We start from the raw sequence: 14,024 nt of genomic DNA, 5'->3' as shown, positions 1-14,024 counted from the left end.
ACCGAAACACAGGAGGAACGCCATGAAGCGCACCATCGTCGCTGCCGCAGTTGCGGTCGCCCTCGCGGGCGGAGTGACCGCCTGCGGCGGGAGTGCAGGCGAGCAGGAGCCGGAGCGAGCACCACAGTCGGCGGTGAGCGTCCCCGGCACGGACGACGATGCCCAGGAGGACGACCAGAACGACGACCAGAGCACGCCGGCAGCCCAGGCGTCGTGCGAGACCGACGGCCCGGACGACCGCGATGACAACAACCAGGACGACAACAAGGACGACGGCCCGGACGACCGAGATGACGCCCGAGACGACAACAAGGACGACCGGGACGACAACAAGGATGACGCCCAGGACGACCGGGATGACACGCAGGACGACAACAAGGACGACCGCGATGACACCCAAGACGACGCTCAGGACGACGGCTGTGACGACCAGGACGACAACGGCGACGACACCGGTGAGGTGAAGTAGCACACTCACTGAAGTAACGCACTCACTGAAGGGCGCGTGCCGGGATCCGGTACGCGCCCTCCGTGCGTGAATTTCCGGCTATCACCGATGAATTCATGGGTCTTCCCCTGTCTAACCAGATACACCGGCTACATCTGACAAGAGACAGAAGCTCACCGATCCGCTCTCTTAGGAAGGCACATCATGAGGAAGATCTCGGCAAGCCTGTTCATCTCGCTCGACGGCGTCGTGGAGGCCCCCGACCAGTGGCACTTTCCGTACTTCGACGACGAGATGGGTGCCGCCGTCGGCTCGCTGTTCGACGGGGTCGACACCATCCTGTTCGGTCGCAAGACGTACGACAGCTTCGCGGGGGCGTGGCCCGAGCGTGAGGCGGAGGGCGGGGAGGACGCCGGTTTCGCGAAGATCCTCGGTGACGTACGCAAGATCGTGGCCTCGCACCAGAAGCTCGAGTTCACCTGGCGGAACTCCGAGCAGCTCGAGGGCGACCTCATCGAGACCGTCACCGCGCTGAAGAACGAGCCGGGCGGGGTCATCTCCCTGAGCGGCTCGATCTCCGTCGTACGCCAACTGCTGGCCGCCGGCCTCCTGGACGAGCTGCACCTGCTGGTCCACCCCATCGCCGTACGCCACGGAATGCGCCTCTTCGACGAGGCCGACACCACGATCCCGCTGCGCCTGCTCTCCTCGAAGACCTTCGGGTCGGGCGTCCTGCACCTGGTCTACACCCGGGCCGAGTCCACCAGCGAGGCCGGCTACGAGGACGCGAAGGCACACCTGTCCCAGCCCGCGGAGTAGCGAGGGCTGCCCGGTTCACCGCCCGGCCCGGCCCGCGCACTCCGCGCAGGCCAGGCCGGGCCGAGCAGGGTCAAGCCGGGGCCACTATCCCGCCGTGTCCCCGTAAATGACCCCGCGCCCGTTCGTCGACACGTACACCCGCCCGTACACCCGCGGATCCCCGGTGATCGCCGCACCCGTCCAACCCCACTGATGCGCATCGTCGTTGATGCGCGTCCAGGTCGAACCCTGGTCCGTGGAGCGGAAGATGCCGCGTACGCCGTCGATCTTGGCGCTGGTGTAGAGCGTCTGGTACGAGGCGCCAGGCGCGGCCTTGCCGAAGCCGATGGTGTCGGCCTGCTCGACCCCCGACAGCTTGGTGAAGCTCGCGCCGCCGTCCGTCGAGTGCCACAGCCCGTACGCGCCGTCGCTCGCACCGCCCGCCAGCCAGATGTCGCCCTTGGTGCCGGGCAGCGCCTTGAAGCGCACGCTGTCACCGCTCGGCAGACCACTGGCCGAGGATGCCGTGAAGGTCGCGCCGCCGTCCGAACTGACGTAGAACTTCCCGGACTTGAAGCCGTAGAACGTCTTCGGATCGACCCGGTCGGACTCCACGATCGCGCCCGCCGGAATCCCGCTCGACGCGGACCACGACGAGCCGAACCCGGTCGCGGAGTGCACGCCCGCTCCCTCCGGACTCCACACGAAGCGGCTGCCGTCGGAGGCCGCAGCGACCGTTCCGCCGCCGGAGACGCCCGAAGGGTCCGTGCCGGCGAACCAGTTGGCGCCGTTGTCGGTGGAGAAGGCGATATGAGGACCCGAGTCGAGATTCCCGGCCCGCACCACGATCCCGGGGTTCGTCTCGGCGAAGTCGAGGCTCGTGGTCGTGGTGAAGTTCGGTGAAGTGAACATCATCGACGGGACTTTGGTGAGATCCGTATGCCGGAAGCCGCCGATGTCGCCGAGTGCGCTGAGGAGTTGGGCTCCGCCGGACGGGGGAGCGGCGAGGTCGTTGACGGCCGTCTCCTCCAGGCCCTGCACCATCGGCTTGATGGTGAACTGGCCGCCGCTGTCCCACTTACCGAGGTCCTCAGTGCCGTAGATCGTGGCGCCCGTCCCGTACATCATCCGGTCCGGGTTGAAGGGGTCGATCTCCAACGCCTCGGTCATCCAGCCGAGTTTGGGGGTCTGCTCGGGCGGTGACGGGTTTGCGCCCCAGGTCAGCCAGGGTGAGGATGACACGTCCATCGTGTAGCGGTTCGCGCGGGTGGGATACGAGCTGTAGTCCCAGGCCTTCGTCCAGGTGCCGCCGCTGTTCGTGGAGCGGAAGATCTGGGTGTCCGGCCACCAGGAGCTGTACGCGGTCGCCATCACCGTGCCCGGGTTCTGCCGGTCCACGGTCAGCCCGCTGAAGCCGTAGTAGGTGTCGGCCTCTGCGACAGGGCTGATGTTCGTCCAGGTCCCGGACCCGGTCGCGTACCGCCACAACTGTCCCTTGCCGCCGTCGTACGGGCCGCCCTTGTCGCTGTACGCGAGATAGAGGTAGCCGTTCTCGGCGTCCAGTACGCCCTTGTGGGCGAGGTAGCCGGTGGGTTGGCCGGGCAGCCGGGACCAGGTGGCGCCCGCGTCGGTCGAGCGGTAGACCGAGTTCTCCTTGTCGGCGACCCCGACATAGATCGTCTGCGTGGCGTTCGTACCGTTGCCCGTCGACTCGTCGAAGGTGACCCAGACGATGCCCTGGTTATCGGAGGCGTAGCCGCTGGTGTCGGTCGGATCCTGCACGTAGTTGCCGACGTTGGGGAAGTTCGTCACCTGTGACCAGGAGGCGCCCGAGTCCGTGGACCGCCACAGGCCCTTGCCGCTCGGGGCGCCCAGATACAGCACGCTGTTCTTGTGCGGGTCCACCGCGAGCCGCTCGCCCATGCCGCGGCCGGGCATGTTGCCGCCCAGCTTGAACGGCAGGTCGGCCTTCTGCCAGCTTGCGCCTCGGTTGGCGGACCTGAGGACGGCGCCGTTCTTCGGGTCCCAGCTGTTCGTGTACGTGCCGACCGCCGCGTACACCTTGTCCGGGTCGACCGAGTCCGAGGCGATGCTGGCGACGCCGGTGTGGCCCCAGTCCTCCCAGCCGATGGAGTCGAGCAGTGGGGTCCAGGTCTTCGTCGACTCCTGCCAGCGGTAGGCGCCGCCGATGTCGGTGCGGGCGTATGCGAGGTTCTTCTCACTGCGGTTGAAGACGATGCCTGGCACGAAGCCACCGCCGTCGATCCGGGCGTTCTTCCAGGTGTACGAGTCGGCGGCGACGCTCACCGGCCGCTCGACCGGCTCGGCCGCCATCGCGGACGGACTGCCCGCGAGGAGACCGGCCGCGAGCGCGAGTACGGCCGTGAGAACGCGGCCCCTTCTGACGGTTCTTCCGGTTCTTCCGGTTCTTCGCACGGTGGGGGTCCTCTCCTGGAGCGGGGGATGGGGGGAGGAGGAAGTGCGCGGCGGAGCCGGGCGGCCCCCTAGGAGGAGAAGGGGCCCGCCCGGCCGGTGGGCCCCATCTGTAGGGCCCTGTACACGGAGCGACGGGGGCTATTCGAGGAGCTCCGCGTACGAGCCCATGGCGAGCGCTATGTCCGCCTGGGCCCAGAACCGGTGGTACGTGAACGTGGGCGCGGCGCCGCCCGCGAGATAGCTCTCGATCTTCGACCACGCCGGGTCGTCCTCGTAGAAGGAGCGGATGGAGTCGAAGGTGGACGAGGAGTTGATCGGGTCGCCGTTCGGCATCGTGCCGGTCCAGCCGCTGGGGATGTACACGGCGTCGTCGAAGCGGTTGTAGTCGGCGCGGGTCTCCGGGACCGCGATGCCCAGCGCGTCCTGGTTGTTCGCCCACATGCCGTCGAGCAGTGCCTTGGCGGTCGACGCGGCCTCGGTGTCCCCGGACTTGTCCGCGTAGTACGTCAGGGTCTTGGCGTACGCGGCGGCCACACCGACGTCGTTCGTGTAGTCGGCGACGGTGACATGAAGTCCGCTGTTGGAACCGGGACTTGACGCGTTCCAGGTGTCGGGCGCACCCGACCACTGGAGGGTGTTGGGGATGCGGAAGCTGCCGTCCGGATTGACCGTGGTCTTGGACAGCGCCCAGTCGACCCACTTGTCGAGCACGACCTTGGCGTCCGCGTCACCCGTCTGCTGGTAGTACTCGGCGACCCGCTCCATGGACCACGCCTGGAAGCCGAACCACTGGTTGGACGGCGGGTCGTGGTACACCGGCTTCTCGTCGTAGTACATGCCGTAGAACGTGGGCGTGCCGGCCGGCGGGGTCGCGTAGTGGCCCTTCCAGCTGTTGGTGGCACCGCCCGCGATGGCGCCTTCGTTCGACTGCAGCCAGCGGTAGAACTCCAGCTGCCGGTCGAGCGACTTGGCCCAATCCGCTTGTCCGGTGGCCGACTTGGGCTTCAGATCGGCGTACGAGCTGAGCGCGTACGCGGCCAGGGGGTTCTGGTAGCCGCCATGGGCGTGGCTGGAGCCGATGCGCCAGGACCAGCCGGCCGAGGTGTCGGTGGCACCGCCCCAGGAGTAGTACCAGTTCAGCAGGTAGTGCGAGGAGTCCTTGCCGGTGCCGGGTGAACACGTCGACGGGCCCACGCAGTTGCCGATTTTCTTGAAGTACTTGTCGTACATGGCGTAGCGCAGATAGTCGCCCATCTTCGCGGCCTTGCCGAGCGTCGCCGACACCTCGGAGCCCTTGCCCTGCTCCTCGGCCCAGATGTCGGCCCAGTACGCGGCCTGCACGGCACGCGCGTCGGCGTCCGGCGCGTTGGTGAACTTCCACTGCTTGGCATAGGAGGCGTCACCGGTGAACAGGTCCAAGTACCCGTTCTTTCCGCCGTACTTGAAGGCGTCACAGGTCGGCTGCGGCACCGTCTCCCACACCGACTCCTGCGAGCCGCGCTGGAAGGTGTTGATGTACGAAGGGCCGGTGTCGCTGGGGCCCGCCTCGCACTTGCCCGGCGAGTTGCCGTAGCCGTAGACGTTGTCGACGTCCTGCAGCCAGTGCATGCCGTAGATGTCGTCCGTGCCGTACGCGCTCTTCAGCTCCGAGGCGATCGGGTCCCGGCCGACCGAGACGCCGGGGTCGAGCTTCGCCGGGTACTCGCTCGGGCTGTCCAGCTCGGGCGCGTACGTGGCGGGCTTGGAGGCGTTGTAGAAGGAGTTCGTCGGCTGGTCCGCCTTTGTGGGGATCATGAACTTCTCCATGGTCTCCCACGCGGCGTTGAACCTGGCCCAGTCGCCGGTGACCTTGCCGTACATGGCCTGCAGCCAGATCAGATAGCTGTACGCCTCCGACGTCGTCTCATGGCCGTGGTCCGGCGCCTCGACGATCAGCGTCTCGACCGAGTGGTACGGGATGCCCTCGGGGGAGAAGTAGCCGTTCGCCGGATCGGTGATCTTGCCGTAGAGCTCCAGGAAGCGCTCGTCGTACGCCTTGGTCGCGGCGAGCTGCGTGGCGGTGACCGTGGCCTTGGCATGCCCGGTGGCCGTCGACTCGAACGTCGCCGAACCGGTACCGGAGTTGGCGGCGGTGATGGTCACCTTCTGGGCCGTGTTCCAGTTCGCCGGCGTGAAGGTGAGCGACGAGCCGCCGGTGACCGACAGGCCCGTATTGCCGTCCGTACGGGCCGTGGAGACCGTCACGTTCGCACTCGGCTGCGTCGACAGCTTCACGTCGAACGTGCCCGTCTTGCCCTGCCGGACGCCGAGTTGGGCCGGGGACGCCACCACGGCGGGACCCGAGGCGACCGTGATGCCGACCGGGGTGGAATCCGCCGAGGCACCCAGGCTGTCGTACGCCTTCGCGACCAGCGAATGACTGCCGACAGCAAGGGAGTTGACCGACAGCGTGTACGGGGACGTCGTGTCGGTGCCGAGCAGCTTCGTGTCGTCGTAGAACTCGACCTTGCTGATCGTCGCGTCATCGGCCGCCGCGGCGGTGGCGGCCAGCGGGACCGCGTCGCCTTGCGTGTAGACAGCGCCCGGGGCCGGGCTGGTCAGCACGGTGATCGGCGGCTGGTGCGCGCCGGTACAACGGGTGCCGTTCACGGTGAAGTTGGTCGGCGCGGCGTTGGTGCCGCTGTACGTGAACTGCGCGCCGGTGGTGACGGCGGCCCCGGAGGCGATCTTCGCGTTGAAGGAGGCGCTCTTCACGGTCACCGTCTTGCCGGACTGCGACCAGGCGCCGCTCCAGCCGTTGCCGAGCTTCTGGTTGCCCGCGTAGTCGTACGTCAGCGTCCAGTCGTCGATGGCCTCCGAGCCACGGTTGGTGAGGGTCAGCTCCGCGGTGAAACCGGAGCCCCAGTCATTGGTCTTGTAGTCCACGCTGCACTGAACTGCCGCCGCTTGAGCGGGAGTTGACCCTGTGGCCAGCGTGGTGAGGGGAAGTGCGAAGGCCGCCACGACAGCGGTCCACAATCGCCGCGCACGGCGTCTCTGTCTGCCTGCCATGTCCTGGTTCCTCTCCTTGCGGCTCGGAGATGTGGGGGCGGAGCAACAAGCCTTGAACCAGTGGGAGCGCTCCCATCTTGGGGATGGGGGTGTCAAGGGTCAAGCCGCTTGAAGAGTCGAAAAGATTCGAGCCGTACATCTGTAGGAAACATGTCAACTCCTTGGTTACTCCTCTGTTCTTTACCATCACTTGGCGCTACCTTCTTCCGCACCAGTGGGAGCGATTCCATCAGTCGACGCGGTCGTGACGACGCGTCAGAGCTGTGAGGAGTCGCTCATGCGACACCCCCCGCGTTTAGGTCTTTTACTGGCCGGTGCGGCACTCGCCCTCGTGGCGGGCGCCATCGCGCCGGTCGGTACGGCTTCCGGAGCGGCGCCCGCGTATGTGGCCGCCGAGCCCTCGCCCGAACCCGTGGATCCGCCGGCTCCTGCTGCCGACGGCCCGCCCGTGCTGAAGGTCTCCGGCAACAGGCTCGTCGACGAGAGCGGCGCCACCCGGCGACTGCTCGGCGTCAACCGCTCCGGCGGCGAGTTCGCCTGCGTCCAGGGCTACGGCATCTGGGACGGGCCGGTCGACGACGCCTCGGTCAAGGCGATCGCCGACTGGAACGTCAACACGGTCCGCATTCCGCTCAACGAGGAGTGCTGGCTGGGCCTGTCCAACATCAAGCCCGAGTACGCCGGCGCCCACTACATCGCCGCCGTCAAGGACCTGGTGACCAAGGTCAAGGCACACGGCATGACGCCGATGCTCGAACTGCACTGGTCCCACGGCCAGTACACGGGCAACTCGGCGGGCTGCGCCGACGTGCACGCCAGCTGCCAGAAGCCGATGCCCAACGCGCAGTACACGCCGTCCTTCTGGGCCTCGGTGGCGAACACCTTCAAGGACGACCCGACCGTCGTATTCGACCTGTTCAACGAGCCCTACCCGGACCGTGCGACCTCCAACTCCGCGCAGGCGTGGACCTGTTGGCGGGACGGCGGCAACTGCCCCGGCATCGGCTACGAGGTCGCCGGGATGCAGGACCTGATCGACACGATCCGCGAAACCGGGGCCACGAACCTGATCCTGGCGGGCGGGCTCGCGTACTCGAACGACCTCAGCCAGTGGCTGAAGTACCAGCCGACCGATCCTGCGGGCAATCTCGCCGCGGCCTGGCACGTCTACAACTTCAACACCTGCGCCAACGAGAGCTGCTGGGACTCCACGCTCGCCCCGGTCGCCGCCCAAGTCCCGCTTGTGGCGGGCGAGATCGGCGAGAACACCTGCGCGCACTCCTTCATCGACCGCGTCATGGCGTGGTTCGACGAGCGCGAGCAGTCGTACCTCGGCTGGACCTGGAACACCTGGACCTGCAACTCGGGTCCGGCCCTGATCTCCCACTACGACGGCACACCGACGTCGTTCGGCATCGGGCTGCGCGATCATCTGCGCTCCCTCGACGGATAGGAACCCGCACATCATGAGTCGTACGAGAACTGCGTTACTGGCAGCGTTCGCGCTGCTCGCCTCAGGAACGGGCACCGCTGTCGCGGCGATGCCCCCGGACGCCGGCCCGGCCGCCGTCCCCTGCACCGTCGACTACAAGGTGCAGAACCAGTGGGACTCCGGCTTCACCGCCGCGGTCACGGTCACCAACCACACGGCTGCCAAGTCGAGTTGGGCCGTGAAGTGGTCGTACGCCGGAAACCAGAAGATCACCAACGGCTGGAACGCCAACCTCAGCCAGAGCGGCAACGCCGTCACCGCCGCCAACGAGAGCTACAACGGAACGCTGTCCACGGGCAGTTCGATCAGCTTCGGCTTCAACGCCTCGTACAGCGGCACCAACGCGATGCCCACCACCTTCACGCTCGACGGCGTGACCTGCAACGTCGACGGTGGCGGAGGCCCCACCGATCCGCCCGACCCGACGGGTCCCAAGGTCGACAACCCGTACGCGGGCGCCAAGGTGTACGTGAACCCGCAGTGGTCCGCGAATGCGCGCGCCGAGACAGGCGGCAGCCGCATCGCCAACCAGCCCACCGGCGTGTGGCTGGACCGGATCGCCGCCATCAACGGTGCGGGCGGCAAGATGGGTCTGCGCGCCCACCTCGACGAGGCCCTGAAGCAGAAGGGCTCGGACGAGATGGTCGTCCAGCTCGTCATCTACAACCTGCCGGGGCGGGACTGCGCGGCGCTGGCGTCGAACGGCGAGCTCGGGCCGACGGAGATCGACAAGTACAAGACGCAGTACATCGACCCGATCGCGGCGATTCTCGCCGACCCGAAGTACGCCGACCTGCGCATCGTCACGACGGTCGAGATCGACTCGCTGCCCAACCTCGTCACCAACGCGGGCGGCCGTCCTACGGCCACGCCCGAGTGCGACGTGATGAAGGCCAACGGCAACTACATCAAGGGCGTCGGCTACGCCCTCAACAAGCTCGGCGACGCCGAGAACGTCTACAACTACGTGGACGCCGGGCACCATGGCTGGATCGGCTGGGACGACAACTTCGGGCCGTCGGCGGACGTGTTCAAGCAGGCGGCTACCGCCGAGGGCGCCACGGTGAACGACGTCCACGGCTTCATCACCAACACCGCGAACTACAGCGCGCTGAAGGAGGACCACTTCACGATCAACGACACCGTGGCCGGGAAGTCGGTCCGTGAGTCGAAGTGGGTCGACTGGAACCGGTACGTCGACGAGCTGTCGTTCGCGCAGGCGTTCCGGGAGAAGCTGGTGTCGGTGGGCTTCGACTCGGGTGTCGGCATGCTGATCGATACGTCGCGGAATGGCTGGGGTGGGGCTTCCCGGCCCAGCGGGCCGGGCGCTATGACCAGTGTCGACACGTACGTCGACGGTGGCCGGTACGACCGTCGCCTCAACCCCGGCAACTGGTGCAACCAGTCCGGCGCCGGGCTCGGCGAGCGTCCGCAGGCCGCGCCTGCCTCCGGCATCGACGCGTATGTGTGGATGAAGCCGCCGGGGGAGTCGGACGGGGCCAGCAAGGAGATCCCGAACGACGAGGGCAAGGGGTTCGACCGGATGTGTGACCCGACGTACGAGGGTAATCCTCGGAACAACTTCAACATGTCGGGTGCGTTGCCGGACGCTCCGCTGTCGGGGCACTGGTTCTCGGCGCAGTTCCAGGAGCTGATGCGGAACGCGCATCCGGCGCTCTAGCTCCGCGTGGGCGCTCCGCTGGGGGCGCGGTTGGAAGCTGCGGGTTCGTTGTGGCTTGTCGCGCCGCCCCGCGGGGTGCCTCCGGCGGTTGGGCGGCTGCGGCGCCGTCGTGGTTGCTCGCGCCCACGCGGCGGAGCCGCAAATTGACACAGCCCCGCGCCCCTGGGTTCGTTGGGGTGCGGGGCCGCGGTCCGGTGCGTCAGCCCGTCGCCAACAGGGCATACGACCCCGTGCTTACACAGGGCGCAGCAGTGCCCAGACCGAAGCTAAGCGACGGGCATAGGACGCACCGGCCCACGTCCCCTCCCGCCGGAGGGAAGCTGCGGGTAGTCGGGGGCGGGTGCGTGGTGGCTGGCGAGCATGGTGCCTGGTGAGGGTGATGGCTGTGAGCCTGATAGCCGACGGCTCCAGGGGCGCCCCTTCAGGGGCGCGGGGAACTGCGCGACAAGCCACGACGCACCCGCAGCCGCGACACAACGTGTCACCCCCACGCCGGTAGGCACCCCACGAACCCACCCCCGCCGGAGGCGCCCCGCTCCCCGGCGGGGGTCTGGGGGCGCAGCCCCCCGTTTCGGGAAGGGGCGGGGGTGGGGAACTGTTTGCTGGTTCGGCAAGGAAGGTGGCCGTTTCAGGGATTCGCGCCGCACCCTGGAGGCAAGCCGAACGAGAGGTCAGGAATCATGGCGCACGATCACACAGAGATCGACTTCGCGGACTGGCTCCCCATGCTGGAGCAGGAGGCAGAGCTGTTCACTCCGGTGTACGGAGACGCGGCGGCCTGGTTGCGAGAGTGGCAACCCGAGCCCGAGCTGATCGCGGACGTGGGCAGCGGCCCCGGCGTCATCTCCTGCCTCCTGGCGGACACGTTCCCGCAGGCGCGCGTCGTCGCCGTGGACGGAGCCGCGCCCCTCCTGGAGGCAGCCCGGTCGCGAGCCGCCGAGCACGGAATCGCCGACCGCTTCAGCACTCTGGAGGCCGAACTGTCCGACGGAATCGGCGAGTTGGAGTACCCCGCCGACCTCCTCTGGTCCAGCAGAGCCCTGCACCATGTCGGCGACCAACGCGCCGCCCTCACCGAGTTCGCCCGCCGCCTGGCACCCGGCGGCGCCCTCGCCCTGCTGGAGGGCGGCCTACCCTCGCGCTACCTCCCGCGCGACATCGGCATCGGCCGCCCCGGCCTCCAGTCCCGTATCGACGCGGTGCAAGAGGACTGGTTCAGCAAGATGCGGGCCGAACTGCCCGGATCCGTGGCGGAGACCGAGGACTGGCCCGCCCTGCTGACCGCCGCCGGGCTCCGCCACACCGCGTCCCGTACCTTCCTGCTCGACCTGCCAGCCCCCGTCTCCGACGAGGCCCGCGCCTGGATCGTCACCACCCTCACTCACCGCCGGCATGGCCTGGCCGACGGCCTCGACGCCGACGACCTGGCCACCCTCGACCGGCTTCTGGACCCGGACGACAAGGCGAGCGTCCACCACCGCCCGGACGTGTTCATCCTGTCGGCCCTGACGATGTACGTCGGCGTGAAGCCCGTGTAACCCGGCCTCAGCAGGCGCCCGGCCGCGCGAGCACCGTGACCCGGGCGCCTTTCACCTCGCGCGTACGGCATTCCTCGAAGTGCGCCGCCAGTACGTCCCGCTTCACTGCTTCTTCCGCGATCGCGTCCACCGGCTGTCCCACGGGGTCGCGCACGGCGACGATCCGTGACGTCTCCAGCATGCGGGAGCGGATGACGGGGGCGGGAACCTCCGTGCCGTACAAGGTTCTTGAGGCGACCGGACTCCGGTACAGCGCGAGGTCCCGCAGCCCGCTGACGGCGTCCGGATACGGCAGCGACCAGACGCGGCGGCGTAGCGGCATGTAGAGGATGGCGTCGCCCGGCTCGCCCATGTGCTCGATGGTCTGGGCGATGGAGGTGACGTCGTCGACGCGGCTGGCGGTGTCGCGAAGATCCAGCGTGGTGGGGATCAGCGCGAGGACGGTCGCCGCCGCGGCGATCCGTATCCATCGTCTGCGGCTGAGCCGGTGAGCGGCGGCGCCGATCAGCAGGGCGAGGCCCGCGTTGCGCGACGAGGTCGTGGCCGATCCACCCGACCTGCTCGGACTGGCGTGTGCTCAGTACGGCGAGCGGTGCGAGGCCGACGACCACGGGCGTATGGGAGACCGCCTCACCTCGGCTGTCGCCCGCGTCCGTTCCGGCGGGGGACGGACCGGTGCTCGCGGTCGGATTCACGCCGGAGAACCGGGAGTTGAGGGTGGCGACACCGCATCTGTCCCAGCGGGGCTATCCGTTGGACCCGGAGCGGGCCGCCGCCCTGGCGTGTGCCCGGGCGCGAGGCGGGACGACCCAGGCGGAGTGGCGGACGTATCTGCCCGGGGTGGAGTACCGGCGGACGTGCTGAAACCCCTCGGAACCCCTCCGAACTCAGTTGTCCCTCAGGAAGCGCTTCGCCAGTGACTCGCCGAGGGACGCCGCCGCGCTGCGGCTCTCGATGGGGGAGACGCGGGAGTTCGTGAACAGGATGTAAGTGACGCCCGAGGGGGTGCCGCCGGTTGCCGGTGCCGGGTCGATGCCCAGGGACTTGGCGGTGGCGTACGAGGCTTCGCCGATGATGTCCGTGGGGCCGGTGTCGCCGACGACGGCGTACTGGATCTGGTTGTCGTGGATGACGGCGACCACGCTGCCGGCCTTGACGCCGGCGTTCGCGTAGTCCCAGATGTCGCTGGGGGCGGGTACGACGACGTACGGCAGCGTCTGGGCGTTCAGTGGTCTGCCGTCGGACTGGGGGAAGGCGGTGCCGGCGTGGAACCAGGGGTCGTTGTCTCTGTTGCAGCGTGCGGTGACCTGGCCGTCGCAGGCGATGTCCATGTCGGCCTTCCAGAACACCGCGCCCTTTTTGCCGCAGACGGGGACGGAGGGCGACTTCCCCGCGTCGGTGCTGTACAGGCCGTCTGAGACGCGTGAGCAGGACGCCACCTCGGCCAGCAGGTCGGCCGCACCGACCGCGCCCTCGCGCGCTCTGGTGGGGGTGACGGACGTGTCGGCGGGGAGCGCTCCGGCGGCGAGGAGCGCGGCTGGGGCGGCAACGGCGAGGGTCATAGTTCGCATACGCACTGTGGGGCCCTTCTGTCCGGAAGATCTGCCTTTCGACGACCCTGACCGACCCTGATCCCGACGGCGTGGAGGCAGCGCCCGTCTTACGCCGCTCGGCGGAGCGTTCCCTGTCGCCATGCAGCCGCCATACATGGGGATCCGGCCGGACGCACGCGCGAAGCCGCCGCCCAAGTGTGATGCATCGGGCGGCGGCTTCCAACGGGCCAGGGATATGCGGTCAGTTGACGGTTGCCGGGTCCAGGCCCAGGCGGCGGTCCTCGTTGAGGGCGCTGATCGCGGCGATGTCCTCGTCGTCCAGGGAGAAGTCGAAGACCTCGATGTTCTCCTTGATCCGGGACGGGGTCACGGACTTGGGGATCACCACGTTGCCGAGCTGGATGTGCCAGCGCAGGACGATCTGCGCGGGCGTACGGCCGTGCTTCTGGGCGATGGCCACGATCGCCGGAACCTCCAGCAGGCCCTTGCCCTGGCCGAGCGGCGACCAGGCCTCGGTGGCGATGCCCTGCTCCGCGTGGTACTCACGCGAGGCGAGCTGCTGCAAGTGCGGGTGCAGCTCGATCTGGTTGACGGCAGGGATGACGGACGTCGCCTCGATCAGCCGGTCCAGGTGCTCCGGAAAGAAGTTGGAGACGCCGATCGACTTGACGCGACCGTCGGCCAGCAGCTTCTCGAACGCCTTGTACGTGTCCACGTACGTGTCCTTGGCCGGCATCGGCCAGTGGATCAGATACAGATCCACGTAGTCGAGGCCGAGCTTGGCCAGGGACGTGTCGAAGGCGCGCAGCGTCGAGTCGTAGCCCTGGTCGCTGTTCCAGAGCTTGGTGGTGATGAAGAGGTCCTCGCGGGCGATGCCGGAGGAGCTGAGGGCCCTGCCCGTGCCCTCCTCGTTGCCGTAGACGGCAGCGGTGTCGACGCTGCGGTACCCGGCCTCCAGAGCGGTGGTGACCGCCTGCTCCGCCTCGTCGTCCGGGACCTGCCAGACACCGAAACCCAGCTGCGGCAT

General features: G+C 68.2%; 11 protein-coding genes. 6 read left to right on the top strand and 5 right to left on the bottom strand.

Annotated features, from left to right (window positions below):
- Positions 1-22: 22 nt before the first annotated feature.
- Entirely contained in the window at positions 23-469 is a 447-nt protein-coding gene (locus tag ACQEVY_RS08355; protein ID WP_432946388.1) for a hypothetical protein, read from the top strand.
- A 183-nt stretch (positions 470-652) separates the two neighbouring features.
- Entirely contained in the window at positions 653-1,267 is a 615-nt protein-coding gene (locus ACQEVY_RS08350; protein ID WP_432946386.1) for a dihydrofolate reductase family protein, read from the top strand.
- Positions 1,268-1,351: 84 nt separating this feature from the next.
- Here ACQEVY_RS08350 and ACQEVY_RS08345 read toward each other — a convergent pair whose 3' ends face one another.
- On the bottom strand, positions 1,352-3,682 hold the full coding sequence (locus ACQEVY_RS08345; protein ID WP_432946384.1) for a xyloglucanase: 2,331 nt from the start codon (positions 3,680-3,682) through the stop codon (positions 1,352-1,354).
- 138 nt (positions 3,683-3,820) lie between these two features.
- Positions 3,821-6,733, bottom strand: a complete 2,913-nt coding sequence (locus tag ACQEVY_RS08340; RefSeq protein ID WP_432946382.1) for a glycoside hydrolase family 48 protein — start codon at positions 6,731-6,733, stop codon at positions 3,821-3,823.
- 277 nt (positions 6,734-7,010) lie between these two features.
- Between ACQEVY_RS08340 and ACQEVY_RS08335 the strand changes: the two genes are divergently transcribed.
- The 3 genes from ACQEVY_RS08335 (at position 7,011) to ACQEVY_RS08325 (ending at position 11,444) form a co-directional block, all read left to right on the top strand.
- Positions 7,011-8,186 (top strand): glycoside hydrolase family 5 protein, encoded by a 1,176-nt coding sequence (locus ACQEVY_RS08335; RefSeq protein WP_432946380.1) that lies wholly within the window; start codon positions 7,011-7,013, stop codon positions 8,184-8,186.
- Between the two features lie 13 nt (positions 8,187-8,199).
- On the top strand, positions 8,200-9,906 hold the full coding sequence (locus tag ACQEVY_RS08330; protein ID WP_432946378.1) for a glycoside hydrolase family 6 protein: 1,707 nt from the start codon (positions 8,200-8,202) through the stop codon (positions 9,904-9,906).
- A 680-nt stretch (positions 9,907-10,586) separates the two neighbouring features.
- Positions 10,587-11,444 (top strand): class I SAM-dependent methyltransferase, encoded by an 858-nt coding sequence (locus tag ACQEVY_RS08325; protein WP_432946376.1) that lies wholly within the window; start codon positions 10,587-10,589, stop codon positions 11,442-11,444.
- A gap of 7 nt (positions 11,445-11,451) precedes the next feature.
- Here the strand turns inward: ACQEVY_RS08325 and ACQEVY_RS08320 are convergent, their stop codons facing one another.
- On the bottom strand, positions 11,452-11,796 hold the full coding sequence (locus tag ACQEVY_RS08320; RefSeq protein WP_432946374.1) for a hypothetical protein: 345 nt from the start codon (positions 11,794-11,796) through the stop codon (positions 11,452-11,454).
- A gap of 221 nt (positions 11,797-12,017) precedes the next feature.
- Here ACQEVY_RS08320 and ACQEVY_RS08315 point away from each other — a divergent pair, with 221 nt between their 5' ends.
- On the top strand, positions 12,018-12,308 hold the full coding sequence (locus ACQEVY_RS08315) for a hypothetical protein (RefSeq protein ID WP_432946372.1): 291 nt from the start codon (positions 12,018-12,020) through the stop codon (positions 12,306-12,308).
- 23 nt (positions 12,309-12,331) lie between these two features.
- On the opposite strand, the gene ACQEVY_RS08310 is transcribed toward ACQEVY_RS08315, so the two are convergent.
- Together ACQEVY_RS08310 and ACQEVY_RS08305 are read right to left on the bottom strand one after the other, a co-directional pair.
- Entirely contained in the window at positions 12,332-13,021 is a 690-nt protein-coding gene (locus tag ACQEVY_RS08310; protein ID WP_432946370.1) for a glycoside hydrolase family 75 protein, read from the bottom strand.
- Between the two features lie 217 nt (positions 13,022-13,238).
- Positions 13,239-14,024 (bottom strand): aldo/keto reductase, encoded by a 786-nt coding sequence (locus ACQEVY_RS08305; protein ID WP_432955117.1) that lies wholly within the window; start codon positions 14,022-14,024, stop codon positions 13,239-13,241.

It is taken from the genome of Streptomyces sp. CA-288835 (assembly GCF_050936385.1).
Classification (GTDB): domain Bacteria; phylum Actinomycetota; class Actinomycetes; order Streptomycetales; family Streptomycetaceae; genus Streptomyces.
This window is presented reverse-complemented; position numbering and strand designations above follow the sequence as displayed.